Origin of the sequence: Pseudomonas sp. DR208 (assembly GCF_019823005.1) — a bacterium.
Lineage (GTDB): Bacteria > Pseudomonadota > Gammaproteobacteria > Pseudomonadales > Pseudomonadaceae > Aquipseudomonas > Aquipseudomonas extremorientalis.
In genome coordinates, this window is the sequence record NZ_CP081944.1 from 4010262 (window position 1) to 4033129 (window position 22868).

8 protein-coding genes are annotated in these 22868 nt (G+C 62.8%); 5 read left to right on the forward strand and 3 right to left on the reverse strand.

The annotated features are described in order from the left end of the window. Positions 1-267 precede the first annotated feature (267 nt). A complete protein-coding gene (locus K5K89_RS18110) occupies positions 268-1887 on the reverse strand; it encodes a PvdJ/PvdD/PvdP-like protein (RefSeq protein WP_222539954.1) in 1620 nt (539 codons plus the stop codon). A 142-nt stretch (positions 1888-2029) separates the two neighbouring features. On the opposite strand from K5K89_RS18110, the gene pvdM reads away from it, so the two are divergent. From pvdM to K5K89_RS18125, 3 genes are read left to right on the forward strand one after another with little or no spacing between them, the layout of a single operon-like run. Further along, positions 2030-3379, forward strand: coding sequence for a pyoverdine-tailoring dipeptidase-like protein PvdM (gene pvdM / locus K5K89_RS18115; RefSeq protein WP_071490810.1), 1350 nt, complete (start codon positions 2030-2032; stop codon positions 3377-3379). A gap of 18 nt (positions 3380-3397) precedes the next feature. Beyond that, positions 3398-4669, forward strand: a complete 1272-nt coding sequence (locus K5K89_RS18120) for an aminotransferase class V-fold PLP-dependent enzyme (RefSeq protein ID WP_222539955.1) — start codon at positions 3398-3400, stop codon at positions 4667-4669. 34 nt (positions 4670-4703) lie between these two features. Next, positions 4704-5564: a formylglycine-generating enzyme family protein gene (locus K5K89_RS18125; protein ID WP_071490808.1), complete on the forward strand. Its 861-nt coding sequence runs from the start codon at positions 4704-4706 to the stop codon at positions 5562-5564. Between the two features lie 64 nt (positions 5565-5628). On the opposite strand, the gene K5K89_RS18130 is transcribed toward K5K89_RS18125, so the two are convergent. After that, positions 5629-6459: a N(5)-hydroxyornithine transformylase PvdF gene (locus K5K89_RS18130; protein WP_071490807.1), complete on the reverse strand. Its 831-nt coding sequence runs from the start codon at positions 6457-6459 to the stop codon at positions 5629-5631. Positions 6460-6659: 200 nt separating this feature from the next. Between K5K89_RS18130 and K5K89_RS18135 the strand changes: the two genes are divergently transcribed. Beyond that, positions 6660-8312 carry a cyclic peptide export ABC transporter gene (locus K5K89_RS18135; RefSeq protein ID WP_092245732.1) on the forward strand — a complete coding sequence of 551 codons (1653 nt, stop codon included), beginning with the start codon at positions 6660-6662 and terminating at the stop codon, positions 8310-8312. Positions 8313-8422: 110 nt separating this feature from the next. Continuing rightward, complete coding sequence (locus tag K5K89_RS18140; RefSeq protein ID WP_222539956.1) at positions 8423-10858, forward strand: TonB-dependent siderophore receptor; 2436 nt, start codon at positions 8423-8425, stop codon at positions 10856-10858. A 158-nt stretch (positions 10859-11016) separates the two neighbouring features. On the opposite strand, the gene K5K89_RS18145 is transcribed toward K5K89_RS18140, so the two are convergent. Then, positions 11017-22866, reverse strand: coding sequence for a non-ribosomal peptide synthase/polyketide synthase (locus K5K89_RS18145; RefSeq protein ID WP_222539957.1), 11850 nt, complete (start codon positions 22864-22866; stop codon positions 11017-11019). Positions 22867-22868: the final 2 nt, after the last annotated feature.

Sequence of the window (22868 nt, forward strand, 5' to 3'; positions counted from 1 at the left end):
CTTCCGGCAGGCTTGGAAAATTAAGGGATTTGGCGGACGGGGGGTGACATGGGAAGCGGGGACAAGGCGGGACGGGGTTGGTTCAATTTAGCTTGCTGTGGCGAGCAGGCTTGCCCTGCGTTGGGCTGCGAAGCGGCCCCATCAAAGCCGCTGGTTCTTTCAGGTAAAACGAGGTGGCCGGATTAGGGCCGCTTCGCGCCCCAACGCAGGGCAAGCCTGCTCACCACAACAGCCCCATTCACCACAGCAAGCCTGCTCACTACAGGTTCAGGCAAGTTTCAGGTGACGGGCATACCACGGTCGTCTCGGCACCCGCTTGAACAGCCCCTGCAGCATGTTCTCGTCTTCACCGAAAGTGATGCGCAACGCGAGCTTCATGGTCTCCGGGTCCATCTCCATCGACCGGCCCATCTGCAACCCAGGCGTGGTGCTGCAGCCATGGGTATCCGGCCCCAGCCAGGGATCGCCGACTTCCACCCAGCGGCCCGGCGCGAACCAGGCTACGCCGTTGACCTCCATGCGGCGGACTTCCCCCGGATTGAAGCGCTCATGGGCGCGAAACCAGTCTTCGATGCGGTCGTCGATCCAGCCGTGGAAGCGCCAGAACACCGGGTTGACGTGGGAGGAAAACGGATCGCCGAGGAAATCGTTTTCCGCCGCGTACCAGCGCGCAGCAAAGTCGGAGGGGTCACGGGCCATGGGCACCGGTGCACCGTTGGACGGGTCGCGGGGCACCGAGGCCCAGCGCATGTGCAGCCAGTCGTGCAGGCCCAGCTCCATTTCGGAACCGAGCTGCCCCAGGGTGAATCTGGCCAGGTAGCGTGGGTCGCGGTACTGCGACTCCCACACCTGGAAGTTGCTGTGGTAGGTCTCAGCGCTCTTGATGTCGCTGACCCACTGGGTGTAGTCGCTGTCGTCCGGCGCCGACCAGGTCGGCGGCAGCGCAAAGCCGTCGTGGTTGTCGAAGTAGCGCAGAAAGCCCAGGCGATCATGCTCCAGGGCCGGTTGCGGCTCGGGGAATTGCGACCATGAGGGCAGGTCCTGCATGGAGCGCGCGGTGCCGAGCATGTGGCGGTGCATGAAGAAGAAATCGATGCCCGAGCCGTTGCGATCCTTGCGCTTGCCCCGGGCGTCGCGTTCCTGGCCCCGTGGCCCGGGTTGCCAGCCGATGCCGCGCAGGGCGTCGCGCTTTTCTTCGGAGAGTTTGTGCCACTGGTCACGGGTAGCGTGCCACAGTTGGTGGAACAGACGGTGTTCGGGGGAAATCAGCCAGGCCAGCAGGGTCGGGTTGAGGCCGATGCGTTGCCGCGCCTCGGGGAACCACTGTTTGCGGGCGATGAAGCGGTTATCGCGCTCGACCAGCGCCAATGGCCGATCAAGGTCAAGGATCTGCCCGCTGAGTGTGCTGCTGCCGGCATTGGCAAAATCCGCCCAGACCTCGTCAAGGGTCATCTTGAATTCATAGGCGGGGGCGCCGTCAATCGAGTCGCGGTCGATCAGGCGCCAGTAGAGCACGGCGCTCTCGCCTGTCAGCAGATCACCCAGCACGCGGTAACGCGGCTCGACCTCGGCGCGCAGGTGGGCGGCGGTGTCCAGGTAACCGCGCAAGCCACGTCCACGCGGGGCGATGTCGAGCAGCAGCTCCAGACCTTCCAACGGCAGGCCCTTGAGGCCGGCGTCGCGGCCCTCCAGGCGCAGGCTCCACACCCCACGCAATGTGTTCGCCAGGTGCTGGCCGGCGGTGTCGGCCAGGTCCACCGTGGCTTCGCCGGGAGTGATGGGGAATTCTTCTTCGCGCGTCAACTCGCGATGGGCATAGAAGGCGGCCGGCACAGCGGCGCCGGTCAGCGCCAGGCCTGCGATGAACCCACGTCGAGAGATGGTCATTGTCTACCTTAGGAAACGGCTTTATCAGAGCTAGAACGTTTGCACGCCAGGGAAATTTACCGGCGCGCCCTGCCCGCCTAAATTTCCCCACCTATCACTCGTTCTTCCCTGATAGCGAAGGCCTCAACTGACTGAGATGGCAATGACAAAACCACGTTCGAAAAAGGCGCTGTATATCGGCTTGCCGCTGGCACTGGCCATCGGCGCCGGAGCCGGCTTCCTGGTCTGGGATCACTGGTTCAAGGGCAATGCCGGTTACCCGCTGGCGGTGATCAAGCAGGCCAATGAAATGCAGGACCGGTTGCTGTCGTTCGACAGCCATATCACCGTGCCCATCGATTTCGGCACCGCCGGCAACGAGGCGGACAAGGACGGCAGCGGCCAGTTCGACCTGGCCAAGGCGGCACGCGGGCGCCTGTCCGGTGCGGCACTGACGATTTTCGGCTGGCCGGAAATCTGGAACGGCCCCAACGCCCCGCACAAGCCCACCGATGGTTTTGTCGAAGCCGCCCGCAACGAACAGGAAGTGCGCTACAAGATCATCAGCGGCATGGTGCGCGACTACCCCAACCAGGTCGCCATCGCCTACACCCCGGATGATTTCCGGCGTCTGCATGGCGAAGGCAAGTTCGCGATCTTTATCAGCATGCTCAACGCCTACCCGCTGGGCAACGACCTGAACCTGCTGGACCTGTGGGCGGCGCGCGGCATGCGCATGTTCGGCTTCAGCTATGTGGGCAACAACGCCTGGTCGGACTCGTCGCGCCCGCTGCCGTTTTTCAATGACTCCACCGACGCCCTCGACGGTTTGTCGGACATCGGCAAGCAAGCGGTGCACCGCCTCAATGACCTGGGAGTGATCATCGACGTGTCGCAGATGTCGACCAAGGCCCTGGAACAGGTCGCGCAATTGAGCCGCACGCCGATGGTGGCGTCCCACTCGGCGCCGCGCGCGTCGGTGGATATCCCGCGTAACCTGAGCGACAAAGAGCTGCAACTGATCAAGCAGAGTGGCGGCGTGGTGCAGATCGTGGGCTTCTCCGCCTACCTGCGCCCGTTGAGCCAGCCGACCCAGGACAAGCTCAACGCCCTGCGTGCGCGCTTCGACCTGCCGCCCCTGCCCAACCTGGCCGTGGCGTTGATGCCAGGCGACGCGATCATCGCCGCGTGGCCGGAACACAAGTTCGGCGAATACGCCAGCGCGCTGTACGGCATCCTCGATGAAGAACCCAAGGCCACCCTCAAGGACCTGGGCGACGCCATTGACTACACCGTGCGCAAGATCGGCATCGACCATGTCGGCCTCGCCTCGGACTTCAACGATGGCGGCGGCGTGCAGGGCTGGAACAACGTCGGTGAAATCCGCAACGTCACCGCCGAACTGATCCAGCGCGGCTACTCCGAAGCCGATATCGCCAAGCTGTGGGGCGGCAACTTCCTGCGAGTGTGGGACCAGGTACAAAAAGCCGCCAAGCCGTTGGCCAACCGTTAATCATCCAGAAGCCAGTCCATGACCGACCGCCGTACGTTCCTCAAGCAGGCCGGGGTATTTGCCGCCAGCCTGCCACTGGGCACCGCCCTGTTGCCCCAGGCCATCGCCGCCCCTGCATCGAATGACCCATGGACGGGTTTCAAGCAACTGTTCAACCAGGACCCGGACTACCTGCACTTTTCCAACTTCCTGGTGGCCACGCACCCCAAGCCGGTGCGAGAAGCCATCGAGCGCTACCGCGCGCAGATCGACCGCAACCCGGGCCTGGCCATGGACTGGGGTTTGCAGGAAACCTGGAAGCGTGAAGGCCAGGTGCGCGAGTGGGCCGGCCGCTACCTGAAGGCCACGCCGGCGCAGATCGCCCTCACCGGCAGCACCTCCGAGGGGCTGGCGATGATTTATGGCGGAATCAAGGTGCGACCCGACCAGGAGATCCTCACTACCGTCCACGAACACTACGCCACCGAGTTCAGCCTGGACTTCCGGGTGCGCAAGGAGCAGACCCGGGTCCGCAAGATTCGCTTGTTTGAACACGCCAATCGCGTGTCCGTCGACGAGGTGCTGGGCAATATCCAGCGCAATATCCGCCCCAACACCCGCGTACTTGGCATGACCTGGGTGCAGTCCGGCAGCGGCGTGAAGCTGCCCATCGGCGAGATCGGCAAGCTGGTGGAAGACCACAACCGCAATCGCGACGACAGGGACCGCATCCTCTATGTGGTAGACGGTGTGCACGGCTTCGGCGTGGAGAACCTCGACTTCCCGGACATGCACTGCGACTTTTTCATCGCCGGCACCCACAAGTGGATGTTCGGCCCCCGGGGCACCGGGCTGGTGTGCGCCCGCGACCCACAAAACAAGTATGTGACCCCGATGGTGCCGACCTTCTCCGAAGACCAGAACTTCGCCACCACCATGACCCCGGGCGGCTTTCACGCCTTCGAACATCGCTGGGCGGCGGATGAGGCCTTCAAGCTGCATCTGCAACTGGGCAAGGCGCAGGTGCAGGCACGCATCCACGCCCTGAATACCGAACTGAAAGACCACCTGCTGGCGCATCCGCAGATCGAACTGGTCACCCCACGCAGTCCCGAGCTATCGGCCGGCTTCACCTTCTTCCGGGTCAAGGGCCAGGACAGCGAAGCCGTGGCCGACTACATGATGAAAAACCGCGTGGTGATCGACGCGGTGGACCGTGATGTCGGCCCGGTGATCCGCACCTCGCCCGGCCTGCTTAATTCCTCCGATGAGATCCAGCGCTTCATGACGCTGCTGGGCCAACGGGTGTAACGCACCGCTTTTCCACTTTGAATGAGAGGCCCCCATGAACAAACCCCTCACGGCATTGGCACTTACCGCCCTGTGCGGCGCCTTGCTGCCCAACCTGGCCCACGCCGCCACGCCGCAACCTGGCAAAGTGTTCAAGGACTGCAAGGACTGCCCGGAGATGGTGGTGCTGCCCGCCGGCACCTTCACCATGGGCACCCCCGAGGACGAAGTCGGCCGTGAGCCGGATGAAGGCCCGATGCACGAAGTGACTTTCGCCAAGCCGTTCGCCATGAGCCGCTTTCATATCACCGCCGGTGAATGGGACAGCTACATCCGCCAGACCGGCGTGAAGATCGCCGACGGCGACACCCGCCCCGGCCGCGAATGCATCGCCAGCAAGCCGCGCTACCCCCAGGGCCCGCGCCAGCCGGCAGTGTGCATGGACATGGACGACATCAAGCAGTACGTGGCCTGGCTGTCGAAGAAAACCGGCCAGCAGTACCACATGGTCAGCGAAGCCCAACGCGAATACGCCGCACGCGCCGGCTCCACCGGGCCGTTCCCCTTCCCGTTCGATGAGGGCAAGGGCTACAGCATCGCCAAGCACGCCAACACCTATGGCCCGGCCGATGGCTACAGCTATTCGTCGCCGGTGGGCAGCTACCCGCCGAATGCCTTCGGCATGTACGACATGCATGGCAATGTCTACGAGCGCGTGGCCGACTGCGAACACCCCAACTACATCGGCGCGCCCACCGACGGCAGTGTGTGGATGGAGCCGAACTGCGAGGGCTACATGATTCGCGGCAATGACTGGGGCGAGGCGCCGGTGTTCTCGCGCTCGGGCAACCGCAACACCATCTACCCGCAGACGCGGGGGGATTGGATTGGGTTTCGCGTGGTGCGCGACCTCTAACCGCACTGGAAATTCATTTGTGGGAGGGGGCTTGCCCCCTCCCACATTTTTTACCGTGCCTGCTTTAGGTTGCCTTCTGCGCCAACAACGCCAACCCTTCATGCAACGCCGGGAACAGGCTGTTATTGAAGTTGTTCCAGCGCAGCTCAAGGATGGTGTCGTCCGGCGCGATCTCGGTCTTGAGCACGTCGTGGAACACTTCGCCAGAGTCGATGCCGTTGTCCACGTAGTGGAACGACGCGCCGGTGAGGTACAGCGGCTCGGAGGGCGTGGTGGCCTTGGTCGCCCAATCCGTGACTGTCAGCCCGCGCGCACCGTACAGCGCGTTCCAGGTGGCATAGGCACCACGGCGCTCGTACGGCGATTCGAGGCGGGTAATGCCGGGGTGGATGTTCATGATGCGGCGCGCAAACGGCGCACCCGGACGTACCAGTTCATCGAGGATCACCAGCAGGCCGTCGAGCACCACGATGTCCGCGTTCAATTCCACCAGCGTGTCGTGCAGGCGGCGCTCGAAGTCCTGCTTGCCGGCAATGTGTTCTGCGCTGCCCCGTGGCAAGCGCCGGTAGGTGGACGGCACACTCAGCAGCAGGTCATTGACCAGCCGCCCCTGCACGCGCAGGTCGGCCGGGTACAGCCATTGGCGGCCCGGCTGGTAGGCAAAGCCGTAGTCGCGGACCAGTTGCTGGTCACGCGGGTTCTGCTCGTCATCGTCGTACACCACGCCCACCAGATGGTAAGCCTCGCCCAGGGGCGTGTCATTCAGTGCCCCTACGAGGGATTCCAGCACTGACATCATGTAGCGTTCGTGGTCCTTGTAGGCCACTGGCTGCCCGGCCTTGTCGGCGGCGGCATTGCGCAGTGACCACACGTACACCAGATTCCTTTTCGTCATTGTTTCGCTCTCGCTGGATAAATCAGGCACGCGCCAAAACGCGTGCGGCTACTCCACAAGAACGAACCAGCCCCCGCCTGATTTATCCATCAACGCCACCGCCGGGCACGCCGCGCTAAATAGTCGCGCCAATCCTTCGTTTGTCATGGGTAAGGGTCTGTGTGCCCAGCCCCCTCTTTTTCATTTTCCGGGAAGTATTTATGACCGACCCCAAGCGCGGCGCCTTCAAAGGTTTGCTCGCATTGCTCAGGCCCTTTCGCACCATCGTGACCGTCTCCGTCGCCCTGGGCATGGCCGGCGGCCTGGCCATCACGTTGTTGCTGGCGACGATCAATAATGCCCTGCACTCGCCACAAGGCATGACCCAGGGCGTGATCCTGACTTTTGCAGCCTTGTGCGTGCTGGCGCTGGTCAGCTCGATCATTTCCGACATCGGCACCAACTACGTCGGCCAACGGATCATTGCCGCCCTGCGCAAAGAGCTGGGTGAAAAGGTGCTGTCGGCGCCCATCGGGCAAATCGAGCGCTACCGCTCCCACCGACTGATCCCGGTGCTTACCCACGATGTCGACACCATCAGCGACTTCTCCTTCGCGTTCACGCCCTTGGCCATTGCCGCCACGGTGACGCTGGGCTGCCTGGGCTACCTGGCGTACCTGTCGGTGCCGATGTTCCTGATGATGGTCGTCGCCATCGTGATTGGCAGCGCCGTGCAGTTCATCGCCGGCGGCAAAGGTATCCAAGGCTTCGACCTTGCACGCAGCCATGAAGACGAATTGCAGCGTTATTACAACGCCATCGCGTCCGGCGCCAAGGAACTGCGCATGCATCGGCCACGGCGCTTTCGCATGAACACCCACCGTATCCAGGAAACGGCGGACCGCATCAGCGATATTCAGGTGCGTTCGGTCAACATCTACATCCTCGCCAAGACCTTCGGCTCAATGCTGTTCTTCGTGGTCATCGGCTTGGCCCTGGCGATGCAGGCCTATAACCCGAACCCGGACCCGACCGTGATTACCGGCTTCGTGCTGGTGCTGTTGTACATGAAAGGCCCGCTGGAACACCTGCTGGGTTACCTGCCCGTGGTGGGCAAGGCGAAGATTGCCTTCGGGCGTATCAGCGAGTTGTCGGAGCGCTTCTCCTCTCCTGAACCGCACCTGCTGATGGATGACAGCGAGGCGCCGACACCGATCGTCAACAGCCTTGAGCTGCGAAACGTAAGCTACAGCCCTCCGGCCGTGGAAGGCAGCGAGCCGTTTCACCTGGGGCTGATCAACCTGAGCATTGCCCAAGGCGACATCGTATTTATCGTCGGCGAAAACGGCAGTGGCAAGACCACGCTGATCAAATTGCTGCTGGGGCTCTACCCGCCGCAGTCCGGCGAAATCCTGCTCAACGGCGAGGCCGTGACCGACCCCGAGCGCGATGACTATCGCCAATTGTTCACCACGGTATTCGCCGACTACTACCTGTTCGACGACCTGGTCCAGGGCAGCGCCACCCAGTCACTGGACAGCGCCACTAAATACCTGGAACGCCTGGAGATCGCGCACAAGGTCAGCGTCAAGGACGGTGTGTTCAGCACCACCGACCTGTCCACCGGCCAGCGCAAGCGCCTGGCACTGGTCAACGCCTGGCTGGAAGAACGCCCGGTGCTGGTGTTCGACGAATGGGCCGCCGACCAGGACCCGGCCTTCCGCCGGATTTTCTATACCGAGCTGCTGCCGGACCTCAAGCGCCTGGGCAAAACCATCATCGTGATCAGCCATGACGACCGCTATTTCCACATCGCCGATCAACTGGTACGGCTGCGCGCCGGCCAGGTAGTGCATGAAATGGAGCCTGCATGAAATTTTCTTTTCCGGTTTTCCGAGGTAGGAACGTCTCACTAGTGGTAATGAGAACTAACCTCAATAAACATCAGAATTTGCCCACTTAAAACATAGAAGAGAAACCATCCATGTCAGCACGACTCGGTCTCAGCCCACTGAGCAAAGCGCTAACCAGGGCCCTGAACATCAACCTTCTGCCGAGCGCGCTTACCCTAGCGGTATCGCTGCCGGTTGCCGGCTATGTGCAGGCACAGGAGATCGAGTTGGATATTCCAGCACAGGCACTGGGGAGTGCACTGCAGGAATTCGGCCGCCAGGCCAACCTGCAGGTGCTGTACAGCCCGACCGACGTGGCGGGAAAAAACAGCACGGCGATCAAAGGTAAACTGGATCCGCAGCAGGCGATCAACACCTTGCTGGCAGGCACTTCGACCACTCACAGCCTCAGTGGCAACGCGCTGACCGTTACCGCCGCCGGCGCGTCCGCCGGGCTGGAGTTGAGTCCGACCCAAGTGACCGGCAACGTGCTGGGCAACATCACCGAGGGCTCCGGCTCCTACACGCCGGGCACCATTGCCACGGCCACGCGGCTGACCCTGACCCCGCGGGAAACCCCGCAGTCGATCACGGTGATTACCCGCCAACATATCGAGGACTTCGGCCTCAACAACGTCGATGACGTGATGCGCCACACGCCTGGCATCACCGTATCGGCCTATGACACCGACCGTACCAACTATTACTCGCGGGGGTTCTCGGTCAACAGTTTCCAGTACGACGGTATTCCGTCCACCGTGCGCAACGTCGGCTACTCGGCCGGGAATACCCTCAGCGACATGGCGATCTATGACCGCGTCGAAGTGCTCAAGGGTGCCACCGGCCTGCTCAACGGCGCCGGCTCCCTGGGCGCAACCATCAACTTGATCCGCAAGAAGCCGACGTCGGAGTTCAAGGGCCATGTGCAACTGGGCGCCGGCTCCTGGGACAACTATCGCAGCGAAGTGGATGTGAGCGGCCCGTTGACCGACAGCGGTAATGTCCGGGGCCGTGCAGTGGCGGCGTACCAGGACAAAAAATCCTTCATGGACCACTACTCGCGCAAGACCGAAACCTACTACGGCATTACCGAGTTCGACCTGTCCCCCGACACCATGTTGACCGTCGGCTTCGACTATCAGGACAATATTCCGAAAGGCTCCAGCTGGTCCGGTTCGTTCCCGTTGGTCAACTCCAACGGCAGCATCAACAAGATGCCACGCTCCTACAACAACGGCGCCACCTGGAGCTCCTGGGAACAGAACACCCGCACCGCCTTTGCCATGCTTGAGCATGATATGGGTGACGGCTGGGTCACCAAATTCCAGCTCGACCACAAGATCAACAGCTACCATGCCGACCTCGGTTCGATCCAGTTTGTCCAGCCGGCAGCCGATGGCACCGCCGAGGTCAACGGTCAGAAATACACCGGCGAAACCAAAAGCACCTCCGCCGACCTCTACGCCACCGGGCCTTTCAGCCTGTTTGGCCGCGAACATGAACTGGTGGTGGGCGGCTCGATCGGCACGTCGCGCTGGCAAGGCAAGGGGTACTGGTCGCCGGAATGGCCAGGCGGCAACAAAGTCGATTTCTATAACTGGAATGGCCACATTGCCAAGCCGATCTACGGCCCTGTCCAGCAATACATCGACGATACCATCCGCCAGACCGGCTACTACGTGACCACACGCTTGAACGTGATGGATGACCTGCACGTGATCCTCGGTGGGCGCGTCGCCAACTACCACGTCACCGGTATCAACCCTTCCTACAAGGAAACCGGCCGGTTCGTGCCGTATGCCGGCGTGATCTACGACCTGAACGACAATCTCTCGGTGTACACCAGCTACACCGATATCTTCCAACCCCAGGAAAGCACGTACAAAGACCGCAACCAGACGTTGCTGGAACCAGACGAAGGCCAAAACTACGAGCTGGGCCTGAAGGGCGAGTTTCTCGACGGTCGCTTGAACACCAGCATTGCCTACTTCGAAGTGCATGAAGACAACCGTGCCATCCCGGACGATGCCTATAACAACCAGACTCCTTCCCCGCAAAACTATGCGTTCAAGAGCTCCAAGGCCGTCACCAAGGGTTACGAAGCAGAAATCTCAGGTGAGCTGGCGCCCGGCTGGCAAGTACAAGGCGGTTACACCCACAAGATCGTGCGGGACGCAGACGACAAGAAGATCTCCACCTTCGAACCTGAGCACCAGGTCAACCTGAACACCACTTACAAACTCAAGGGCGACCTCGACAAGTTCACCATCGGTGGCGGCCTGCGCTGGCAGAGCAAGGGTTGGAATGAAATCTACAACTCGCCGCTCAACACCAACCAGGACATCACCCAGGAGTCCTATTGGCTGGTGGACTTGATGACCCGCTATCAGGTCACCAAGAACCTCTCGGCGACTGTCAACTTCAACAACATCTTCGACAAGTCCTACTACACCAACGTGGGCTTCTATAACTCGGCCGCTTATGGCGAGCCGCGCAACGTGATGTTCAGCACCCGCTGGGACTTCTGATGTGATGCCTTGATCGCCCTGGCGGCGATCAACCAAAAGCCCGATGGAAGCGCTGCTTTCATCGGGCTTTTTTGTGCCCCGCCCTCCCCTGTGGCGAGTCCCCTGTGGCGAGAGAGCTTGCCCCCTCGACACAGGTTCAGTGTTCATCACTTGAGGTGTTATTCCATGGCGGCCACCAGGCTACGAATGAACTCGGCACTGTCGATGATCCCGTCGTGATCAGTCTCAATCACCACTGAACGCTCGATCCGCCCCTGAACAAGGGTGCTTGCCATGTGCTGCTCGATCAGCTCTTTGAACTGCCCGGCGCGGCTCATGGACGCCCACCAGCAACTGACCGGGGCCTTGATCGGCTTGAAGTCCGCCGCCGACAGACGCTCACTGAGCGCGCGGTCGACCTCCCAGGAAATCTGCGCCTCATTGCCACGCAGCAACTCGTTCTTGATACCGGTAAAGGTGTCGCCCAGGGTCTGCTCGGCCCAGGCGATAAACCCTTGCCATTGCCCATCTTCGTCTTGGGCATCGCGCTGACATTGCTGCCAGGCCGCCTGAATCCGCTCGGCAAACGCCGGGAACATCACGCCCAACAACGCCGCACGCCGCTCGTTCGCCGAGACTTCACGGTCATCCTCGGTGACGACCGCCTGCCAATAGGGCGTGAGCCACTGCGGCGGCGCGGAGTCGATCCAGCCGACAAACTCGACGTCGCGTCCCGCTTGCTCCAGCACGTAGGCGACTTCCATCGCCAGGTTGCCACCCAACGACCAGCCTGCCAGGCGGAAGGGGCCCTGGGGCTGGGCCAACAGGAGTTGCTCGGCGTAATCCTCGACCATGGCTTGCCATTGGGGCACCGCTGCACCGTCTTCGGCCAATGCACGGCAAATCACCCCGAACACCGGACGCAGCTCCCGGAGCGCGAGGGCAATCGCGGTGTAGCAATGCACCGAACCGAAGCTTGGGTGGAACATGAACAACGGTGTGCCTTCGGTCTGGCTGTTGAGCTTGACGATCAACGAGCTGCGCGCGTCGCCCTTCAAGCAGTTGACCTGGCTGCGTACCGTCGGGTTAAGCATCAACTGGCTGACGGATAAGCCGACACCGATGACTTTACGGATACGCTCCTTGAGCATCAGCACCAGCAAGGAGTGACCGCCCAACTCGAAGAAGTTGTCGTTCAGCCCTACGCGCTCGACACCGAGGACATCACGCCAGATCGCCGCGACTTGCTGCTCGACGGCGCTTTGCGGGGCCTGATAAGCGTCCGCGCCTTGCGCCTCCGGTTTAGGCAACGCCTTGCGATCCAGCTTGCCATTGGGGCTCAGCGGCATCTGTGTCAACACCACCCACTGCGCCGGTACCATGTAGTCCGGCAACTGCGCCGCCAGGTGCATCGCCACCTGTGCTTTCCAATCCTCGCTCGGCGCCTGCAGCACCAGGTAGCCCACCAGATGCGTGCCGTCCACGGCGAGCACCGCCGCTTCACGCACACACGCGTGCTCCAACAGGCGGGCCTCGATTTCACCCAATTCGATGCGCAAGCCACGCAGCTTGACCTGGTGATCGATGCGCCCGGCGTACTCGATCACCCCATCGTCGCGATAACGCGCCAGGTCCCCGGAGCGATACAAACGGGTGCCACTGCCGAACGGATCGGTCACAAAGCGTTCGGCGGTCAGCGCCGGCCGACGGTGATAACCGCGCGCCAGGCCGACGCCGCCGAGATAGAGTTCACCCAACACGCCAACGGGTGCCGGTTCCAAGTTGCCGTCCAACACGTAGCAGCCCAGGTTGGCGATCGGCCGACCAATCGGCACGGCGTCACCCCCTTCGTCGACGCAGGTCCAGTGCGTCACGTCGATTGCCGCTTCGGTCGGCCCATACAGGTTGTACAACCCGGCACGCGGCAGTTTGGCGAACACCTGTTGCTGAGCATCCACCGGCAGCGCTTCACCGCTGCACACAATGCGCTGCAGGCTGTGACAGGCGCCGACGCCGGCATCCTGCAAGAAGGCCTGGAGCATGGATGGCACAAAGTGCAACGTAGTGACTTGCTCGGCGTTGATCAGGCTCACCAGCCTGGCCGGGTCACGATGGTCGCCCGGCGCGGCCACCACCAGGCGCGCACCGGTCATCAGCGGCCAGAAGAACTCCCACACCGACACGTCGAAACTGAACGGCGTCTTCTGCAAGACCGTATCACTGCCGTCCAGGCCATACGCCTGCTGCATCCAGCACAGCCGGTTGGTCAGCGCCGAATGGCGGTTACCCGCACCTTTGGGTTGGCCGGTGGAGCCCGAGGTGTAGATCACATAGGCAAGGTTTTCGCCATCGACGGCGACCTGCGGATTCCGCTCGGCGTAGGCCTGCAACCCCTCATCGCCCTGCTCCAGCACCAGGCTGTGCAAGCCCGCTGGAATCGGCAGTTGCTCCAGCAAATGCGCCTGGGTCAACAACAGCTTCACGTCGCTGTCTTGCAGCATGTAGGCCAATCGATCGCGGGGGTATTCCGGGTCCAGCGGCACATAAGCGCCACCTGCCTTGAGTACCGCCAGCAGGCCAACGACCATTTCAATCGAACGCTCAACCGCCAGCCCCACGAGGACATCCGGCCTGACGCCGGCCGCCATCAGGCGATGCGCCAAGCGGTTTGCCCGGCGGTTAAGCGCGGCGTAACTCAATACCTGCCCGGCAAATACCAGCGCCGGTGCGTCCGGCGTGCGCACCACCTGGGCTTCGATCAACTGATGCACCGGCAGGTGCAGCGGGTAGTCCGTGGCCGTGTCATTCCAGGCATGCAGGACCGTTTCGCGCTCGGAACGGGCCAGCGAAGGCAACGTTGCCAGACGCTGGGCGCCATCCACTGCCAATGCCTGCAACACCTGCTGGAAGTGCTCGGCCAACCGTTCGATATGCGCCGCGCTGAATGCCTGGCGGTCGTAATTGAACTCCAGGCCCAAGGTGTCACCGATGCCCAGCAAGACCGTCAACGGATAGTGGGTTTGCTCCAGGCTGTGGACGGCGCCAAACGTGAGCCCCGAAGGTGCGCCCTGCTCCAGCGCTTCGGACACCGGGTAGTTCTCAAACACCAGAATGCTGTCGAACAGCGCCTCGCCACCCAGCCCGGCCCAACGCTGGATCTCGAACAGCGGCGTATGCTCCTGCTCACGCAAGCGCACGTTTTGCGCCTGGATCTGCTGCAGCCACTGGCTGACCGTCATCTGTGCATCCGGCGTGGCCACGACGGGCAAGGTGTTGATGAACAGACCGACCTGTTGTTCGATACCGCGCAATTGCGCCGGACGGCCTGCCACGGTGGCGCCGAACGCCACGGTGGACTGCCCGGTGTGATGCTGCAACAGCAGCAGCCAGGCGCTTTGCACCAGTGTATTGAGCGTGACTTTATTGCGCTGGGCGAAGGCCTTGAGCTGAGCGGTCTGGCTGGCGTCGAGGTTCAGACGATGCTCGCCGTTGACGGCCAGCGCCTCGCTGTGCGCAGCCTGTAGGCCACGGGCCAGGCGGGTTGGTTCTTGCAGGTTGAGCAGTTGCTCTTTCCAGAATGCCTCGCTGACCGACTTGTCCTGTGCCTGCAGCCAGGCAATGTAATCGCGGTAACGCCCGATGGGCGCACGCAGCGGTTCACCGGCGTAATGTTGCAACACCTCGCCAAACAACTGCGAACCACTCCAGCCGTCCATCAAGATGTGGTGGTTGGTGTAGATCAAGTGATAACGGGACGCCCCTGTACGGACCACCGTCAGGCTCAGCAACGGCGCTTGTTCCAGCACGAACCCCTGGGCCCGCGCCGACTCGGCCAGGCTATCGAGTGCCGCACTGCTGCCGGGCCGATCTTGCCAGTCCAGCTCGGCGAACGGCATGCGCATCTGCTTGTAGACCACCTGCAACGGCTGCTCAAGCTCGGTCTGCCAGAGAAAACCGCTGCGCAGGATCTCATGGCTGTCGACCGCCGCCTGCCAGGCCTGGCGGAAGCGCGGTACATCCAGGCCCTCGACATCGATGCGCATCTGGTTGATGTAGTCACCCGAGCCTTCGCCGTACAGCGATTGGAACAGCATGCCTTGCTGCATCGGCGACAGCGGGTAAACGTCTTCGATGTCAGCCACCGTCACCGGCAAGCTGTCCAGTTGCGCCTGGGACAAGCGCGCCAGCGGGAAGTCCGAAGGCGTGACACCCTGGTTGACACCACAGTGCTCGATCAACGCCTTGAGTTCCGCGGCGTAGTCATCCGCCAGGCGTTGTACGGTCGCCTCATCGAACATCTGCTGGCTGAAGCTCCAGTTCAACTTCAATTCGCCGGCGTAGACCTGGCCGTTGATTTCCAACCAGTTGCCCAGCGGTGCCTCGGCACTCTGCTCGGCACCACTGCCATCACCGGAGGGGACGAACAAGCCTTCTTGTTCGCCGCCGTCAAAACTGCCATCGAATTGCCCCAGGTAGTTGAAGGTGATGCGTGGGCGCGGCAGTTCACTCAGGGCCTGTTGAGCCTCGGCATTCCCCAGGTAACGCAGGGCACCAAAGCCCAGGCCCTTGTCGGGAATCGCACGCAGCTGCTCCTTGATCTGCTTGAGGGAGCCGGCCAGCGAATCGGTCGGCACCAGCTTCACCGGGTAGAGGCTGGTGAACCAGCCGACGGTACGGGTCAGGTCGATCTCGTCGAACAGGTCTTCACGGCCATGGCCTTCCAGGCGGATCAACATCGACGCGTCACCGGTCCAGCGCACAACGACGCGAGCCAGTGCAGTCAGCAACAGGTCATTGATCTGGGTGCGGTAAGCACTGGGGGCGTCCTGCAACAGACGCCGCGTGAAGGCCTGATCCAGATGGGTGGTCACGCTCAGCGCATGCCGGTTGCTCAAGCTGGCCTGTGGATCGGCCCCCGGCAGTCCGGTAGGGCTGCCTTGCAACTGCGTCTGCCACCAGGCCAGTTCCTGCGCCAGTGCGGCGCTGCGTGCATAGGTTTGCAGACGCTCGGCCCAGGCCCGGGTCGCACTGGTCTTGGCGGGCAACACGACCGTGGCACCTTGGGCAAGCAGGCGGTAAGCCGTTTGCAGGTCTTCCAGCAGGATGCGCCAGGACACACCGTCCACCACCAAGTGATGAATCACCAGCAGCAGGCGCTGGGAGCCGTCGGCGAGGTCGACGAGCACTGCACGCAGCAGCGGCCCTTCGCTCAGGTCGAGGCTGCGCTGGGCTTCCTCACCCAGGGCCTCCAACTCTTCGACCGCATTCAAGGTGGTCTGCCACAGGACCTGCTGGGCCTGATGCTGCTGCGGCCCGCGATACGCCGCGCTCCAGCCTGCCGCGCCCTGGACGAAACCGATGCGCAGGGCGTCGTGATGCACGATCAAGGCCTGCAGCGCCGCCACCAGCAGCGGCGCCTGCAACGCCTGGTGTGGCTGTAGCACCACCGACTGGTTCCAGTGGTGACGCTGGGGAATATCATCGGCAAAAAACGCCTGCTGGACAGGCAGCAACAACAACTCGCCGGTCAATGCCGACTGATCCAGCACCACCGCGCCCTCGCCTTCCCGGGCCACGGCCGCCAGGCTCTGGACCGTCTGGTGCTGGAACAGATCCTTGGGCGTGAAGCGCACACCGGCCTGGCGGGCACGGCTGACCACTTGGATCGAGATGATCGAGTCACCGCCCAACTCGAAGAAGTTATCGTGCAAACCGACACGTGGCAGACGCAGCACGTCGGACCAGATCGCCGCGATCTTCTGCTCCAGCTCACTCTGTGGCGCCACGTACACCTGCTGCATCTGGCTGACATCCGGGCGCGGCAGGCCCTTGCGGTCGAGCTTGCCATTCGGCGTCAGCGGCATGCGCTCAAGGAACATCAGGTGCGTGGGCACCATATAGTCCGGCAAGCGGGTTTTCAGGACGCGGCGCAAGGCTTCGCGGCAAGTCGACTGCGCCACGGCGTCGTCGACGAGCAACGGGTCCAGCGGCACCACATAGGCGACCAGTTGCTTGCCGCTCGGCCCTTCCTGGGCCACCACCACCGTTTCGCCGACACTGTCCTGCTCGCGCAGGCGCGCTTCGATCTCGCCCAGCTCAATACGGAAGCCACGGATTTTCACCTGATGGTCGACGCGGCCGAGGTAATCCACCACGCCATCCGGGCGGCCACGGGTCAGGTCGCCGCTGCGATACACCCGGCTGCCGGGCTTGCCGAACGGGTCCGGTACAAAGCGCTCGGCGGTCAGGGCCGGGCGCTCCAGGTAACCCCGGGCCACGCCCTCGCCGCCCAGGTACAACTCACCGGCTACGCCGATGGGTTGCAGGTTAAGTTGCGCGTCCAGCACGTAGCCGCTGCGGTTGCCCAGCAGTGTGCCGATCGGCGCGTAGACGGCACCGCACGGGTCACCACGGCGGGCCTTCCACAGCAACGGCGTGACCACGGTTTCGGTCGGGCCGTAGCCGTTGAACAGGTAAGTCGGCTTGAGCGCGCGCCACGCCAGGTCATAGCTGGCCTGGGCCACGGCATCACCGCCGAAACAGTACACCCGCACCTTCGGCGGGTTGCCGTCACGCTCGGCATGTTCGGCCAGCTGTTGCAGGTACACCGGCGGGAACACCGCCATGGTCACGTGATGGCGATGCATCTGCTGGTAGGTGTATTCCGGCAGCCACAGGCTGTCATCGCGAATCAGCACGCTGGCGCCGTTGATCAGCGGGTGCATCCAGCCTTCGTGGGAGCCATCGAACGCGAACGACATGAAGTGCAGTTCGCAATCGGCCGGCGACGTTTCATAACGCTCGCCGGTGGCAATGATGTGCGCCACCAACGGGCCGTGGGACACCGCCACGCCTTTGGGCATGCCGGTGGAGCCGGAGGTGTAGATCACGTAGGCGAGGTTGTCGCCGTCCAGCGCCACCTCGGGTGCGGTGTCGTCGTCAGCGGACCAGGCTTGCGCCTGGTCCACGGCAAGGGCTTCCAGGCCATCTGGAATCGGCAAGCGCTGTTGCACCGCCGAATGGGTCAACAGCAATCGGGCGCGGCTGTCCTGCATCATGTACAGCAGGCGGTCACGCGGGTATTCGATGTCCAGCGGCACGTAGACGCCACCGGCTTTCATCACTGCCAGGAACGCCACCATGATCTCGGCGCTGCGCGGCATGGCAATCGCGACGCGCACTTCGGGGCCGACACCACGGGCGATCAACGCATGGGCCAGGCGGTTGGCCTGGCGGTCCAGCTCGCCGTAAGTCAGCTGTTGCTCGCCAAATTTCACCGCCACCGCCTCGGGGGTTTCCCAGGCGCGGTCGGCCACCAACTCGTGCACCAGGCGCTTGGCCGAGAAGCCGGCGTCGCTCTGGTTCCACAGTTGAAGAATCTGTTGCCGTTCGGCGTTGTCCAGCAGGTTTAATTGGCTGAGATTCTGCCGTGGGTCGGCAACCATGCCTTGCAACAGGTTCTGCCAGTGTCGCGCCATGCGTTGCACGGTACTGGCCTCAAACAGGTCCTGGGCATAGCCGAGCGTGGCCCAGATACCTTCGGTGGATTCCTGGATATCCAGGTCCAGGTCGAAATGCGCCGTCTTGCTTTCCCATTCCAGCCCTTCTACCGAAAGATTCGGCAGTTGCTGCTGAACCTGAGCCTGGCCCACGTCGGTCTGGTGGTTGAACATCACTTGGAACAACGGGTTGTGGCTCAGGCTGCGCTCGGGTTGCAGCGCTTCCACCAGTTGTTCGAAGGGCAGGTCCTGGTGAGCCTGGGCGTCCAGCGCCCGTTGCCGGGCCTGTTGCAGCAGTTGCTCGACGCTCATCTGGCCGTGGAGATCGGCCTTGAGCACCTGGGTGTTGACGAAGAAGCCGATCAGACGCTCGGTCTCGCTGCGATTGCGGTTGGCGATCGGCACCCCGACACGGATCTCTTCCTGGCCACTGTAGCGATGCAGCAAGGTCTGGAACGAGGCCAATAGCAGCATGAACAAGGTCACGTCCTGCTGCTTGGCCAGGGCCTTGAGGCCTTGGGTCAACGCGCCGGGCAGTTCGAATGCCAGGCGCGCGCCACGATGGCTTTGCACAGCAGGACGCGGGTGGTCGAACGGCAACGCCAACACGCTCTGCTCACCGCCGAGCATGTCGCGCCAATACGCCAGTTGACGGGCCTTCTCGCCCGCCTCCATCCAGTTGCGCTGCCATACGGCGTAGTCGGCGTACTGAATCGGCAGCGCCGGCCATTGCAACACCTGTCCCTGGCTGTAGGCCGCATACAGTTGCACCAGCTCTTCAACCATCAGCTGCATCGACCAGCCATCGGACACGATGTGATGCTGCACCAATACCAATACATGTTCATCAGCGGCGATGCGCAGCAACGAAACCCGCAGCAAAGGCCCTTGTTCCAGATTGAAGGGTTGGGCTATTTCGGCCTCGACCCGCGCCTTGAGCTGCGCTTCCTGTACCTCGGCGTGCGCTATCGGCAACGACACCTGCGGTGAAATTATTTGAACCGTGCGGTCGCGCTCCAGGCGCAAATGGGTGCGCAGGCTTTCATGCCGGGCCAGCAAGGTATCGAAACTGCGTTGCAGTGCAACCAGATCAAGCTGCCCTTTCAAACGCAAGGCGCTGGGGATGTGGTACGCGGCGCTTTGCGGCTCCAGTTGCCATAAAAACCATTGGCGCTCCTGGGCGTAGGACAGCGGCAACGGCTGGTCCCGCCCTACCGGCAACAGCGCGGGCGCGTTCGGCGCGCCTGGGGCCTGGGTGGTCAGTGCGGCGACAAACCCCTCCAGGCGCGGCTGTTCGAACAGCAATTTGAGCGGCACTTCGAGCTTCAATGCCTGACGAATGCGCGAAACCACTTGCATGGCCATCAGCGAATGCCCGCCCAGTTCGAAGAAGTGGTGGGTCAGGCCCACACGCTCGACGCCAAGAATATCAGCCCAGATCGCCGCAACCTGCTGTTGCAGTGGCGTAACCGGTGCCTGCCAGGCCTGTTGCACCGCGCTGCCATCGGGTTTGGGCAGCGCCTGGCGGTCAAGCTTGCCGTTGGGGTTCAACGGCATGCGGTCGAGGAAGATCAAGTGCGCAGGCACCATGTAATCGGGCAGTTGCTCACGCAAGGTGGCCTTGAGCGTTTCGCCCGCCGCCGCATGCTCGGCGGCGGACAACGGCTGGGCCGGCACAAGGTAGGCCACCAACTGGTTGTCGGCCGCCAGCAGAAAGGCTTCGCGCACCGCCTCCTGGGCCAACAGCAGCGCTTCGATCTCACCCAACTCGATTCGGAAACCGCGGATTTTGACCTGATGGTCGACGCGACCGACGTATTCGATCACCCCGTCGGCGCGATAACGCGCCAGGTCACCGGTGCGGTAAAGACGCTCGCCCAGGGGGCTGAACGGGTCGGCGACAAAACGCTCGGCGGTCAGGCTCGGGCGTTGCAGGTAATGACGGGCCAAGCCACTGGCACTGGCAATGTACAGCTCACCCACGGCGCCAACCGGCAACAGGTCAAGGTCACGGTCCAACACATACAGGCCACGCCCCGGCAACGCGCGGCCAATCGGGCTGGCAGTGGCGCCAATCACGGCGTTGTCATCGCTGCAATCGAGCACGCTGGACACCACCGTGGCCTCGGTCGGCCCGTAGGTGTTGAGCAGGCGTACATGCCCCAGCCCCGCGCGCCGCCACAGCACCGGGCCATCCAGCGGCATCGCTTCGCCGCCGATATGCACTTGGCGCAATGCGCCATAGGGCCGTGGTCCCGCTGCCAGGCAATCCTGCAGGAACAGTTTCCAATAGGCGGTGGGCAAGTCGGCCAGGGTGATGCCTTGGTCGATAATCTGCCGGTACAGGTCAGCGCCGTCCCACAACTGCGGCCCGCGCAACACGACCGTCGCGCCCAGGGTCAGAGCCGGGTACAGCTGCTCAACAAAACCATCGAAGTTCAGGGTCGCGAACTGCAGTACGCGGTCGTCCGCGACCAGGCGCGAATACTCGGCCGCGATACCGGCGAATTCGCTCAATGCCGCATGGCTGATGGCAACGCCTTTTGGTTTGCCGGTGGAGCCGGAGGTGTAGATGACATACGCCAGGCTGCTGGGCTCGAACGCGGTAGGCGGGTTGTGCTCGGCACACTGCGCCAACTGCGCGTCGGCCAGATCGATGTCCAGCGCCGTCAGATCGGCCGGTAATGGCAAGCGGTCGCGCAGGTGGGATTGGGTCAACACCAGTCGCACACCACTGTCGTCGAGCATATGCACCAGGCGTTCACGCGGGTATTCAGGGTCAAGCGGCACGTAGGCGCCACCCGCCTTGAGCACCGCCAACAGGCTGACCACCATGGCAAAAGAGCGCTCGACCGCGATCCCCACCAGCACTTCCGGGCCTACGCCTTGGGCGATCAGGTAGTGCGCCAGGCGATTGGCCTGGCGGTTCAGTTCACCGTAGCTGAGCGTTTGCTTATCCAAGGCCAGTGCCTGGCGCGCCGGATGTTCGCGGGCCTGCGCCTCGAACAACTGGTGCACGGCATGCGGTGCGGCGACGGTGGCGGGGGCATTCCAGTCCTTGAGCATCCGCTGTTGTTCGGGTGCATCGAGCATCGACAGCGCGCAAAGACGGCTGCGTGGTGCACTCACTGCCGCCTGGAGCAGGTTCTGCCAATGCTGCGCCAAGCGTTCGATGGTTGCGCTTTCGAACAGGTCGGTGGCGTAGGTCAGCGCCGCCCAGAGGCCTTCGGCGGACTCATGGGTGTCCAGGCTCAGGTCGAAATGCGTGGTCTGGCTCTCCCAATCCAGTTCCGCCACTTGCAGGCCAGGCAATTGCTGGCCATGGCGCCCGCTCTGGGCGTCGGTCTGGTGGTTGAACATCACTTGGAACAGCGGGTTATGGCTCAGGCTGCGTTCAGGTTGCAGCGCCACCACCAATTGTTCAAACGGCAAGTCTTGGTGCGCCTGGGCTTCCAGGGCGCGACGCTTGGCCTGTTGCAGCAGTTCGGCGAAGCTCATCTGCCCGTCAAGGTCGGCCTTGAGCACTTGGGTGTTGACGAAAAAGCCGATCAGCCGCTCGGTTTCCACGCGGTTGCGGTTGGCATTCGGCACGCCGATGCGGATGTCCGACTGGCCGCTGTAGCGAAACAGCAGGGTCTGGAACGAGGCCAGCAACAGCATGAACGGGGTCACGCCCTCTTGCTGGGCCAGGCGCTTGATACCAGCCACCAAGTCCGCCGGCAGATGCACCTGCAAGCTGGCGCCGCGATGGCTTTGCTGCGCCGGGCGCGAATAGTCGAGGGGCAACTCCAGCACCGGTTGCTCACCGCCCAACAGGTCCTGCCAGTAGGCCAATTGACGGGCCTTCTCCCCGGCTTCCATCCAGCTGCGCTGCCACAGCGCGTAGTCGGCGTAGTGGATCGGTAAGCCCGGCAATTGCACCTCCTGGCCTTGGCTGTGCGCGGCGTAGAACTGCACCAGTTCCTCGACCATGACCTGCATCGACCAGCCATCGGAAATGATGTGGTGCTGCACCATCACCAGCACATGCTCGTCTTCGGCCAGTTGCAGCAAGGTCACGCGCAACAACGGCCCCGCCTGCAAATCGAAAGGCCGGGCTATCTCGGCTTCGATGCGCGCGATCAGTTGGTGTTCGTGGGCAACGTCCTGGTGTATCTCGATGCGCGCCTCGGGCGCTACGTTTTGCAGCAGGCGCTCGCCGTCCTGTACCAGGCGTGTGCGCAGGCTTTCATGGCGGGCCAGCAGGCTGTCGAACGCGCGTTGCAGGGCCGCCAGGTCCAGTCGGCCCTGCAGACGCAGTGCGCCGGGAATATGATAAGTAGCGCTGTCCGGGTCCAGTTGCCAGAGAAACCACTGGCGCTCCTGAGCGTAGGACAACGGCAGCCTCTGGCCGTCCTCGCGGATCGAGGCAATCGGCAGCTGGGCGAAGCTCATGCCCCGGCTTTGCAGGCGCTGATAAAACTGCTGACGCTGTTCCAGAGGCAGGCGAAGAAAGCGCGAAACCAGATCGATATTAGGGTTGGAAAGCATGG

What these genes read in the sequence shown, in the direction of transcription:
- K5K89_RS18110 (WP_222539954.1), bottom strand. Translation starts at nt 1,887, where the DNA reads ATGACCATCTCTCGACGTGGGTTCATCGCAGGCCTGGCGCTGACCGGC.
- pvdM (WP_071490810.1), top strand. Translation starts at nt 2,030, where the DNA reads ATGACAAAACCACGTTCGAAAAAGGCGCTGTATATCGGCTTGCCGCTG.
- K5K89_RS18120 (WP_222539955.1), top strand. Translation starts at nt 3,398, where the DNA reads ATGACCGACCGCCGTACGTTCCTCAAGCAGGCCGGGGTATTTGCCGCC.
- K5K89_RS18125 (WP_071490808.1), top strand. Translation starts at nt 4,704, where the DNA reads ATGAACAAACCCCTCACGGCATTGGCACTTACCGCCCTGTGCGGCGCC.
- K5K89_RS18130 (WP_071490807.1), bottom strand. Translation starts at nt 6,459, where the DNA reads ATGACGAAAAGGAATCTGGTGTACGTGTGGTCACTGCGCAATGCCGCC.
- K5K89_RS18135 (WP_092245732.1), top strand. Translation starts at nt 6,660, where the DNA reads ATGACCGACCCCAAGCGCGGCGCCTTCAAAGGTTTGCTCGCATTGCTC.
- K5K89_RS18140 (WP_222539956.1), top strand. Translation starts at nt 8,423, where the DNA reads ATGTCAGCACGACTCGGTCTCAGCCCACTGAGCAAAGCGCTAACCAGG.
- K5K89_RS18145 (WP_222539957.1), bottom strand. Translation starts at nt 22,866, where the DNA reads ATGCTTTCCAACCCTAATATCGATCTGGTTTCGCGCTTTCTTCGCCTG.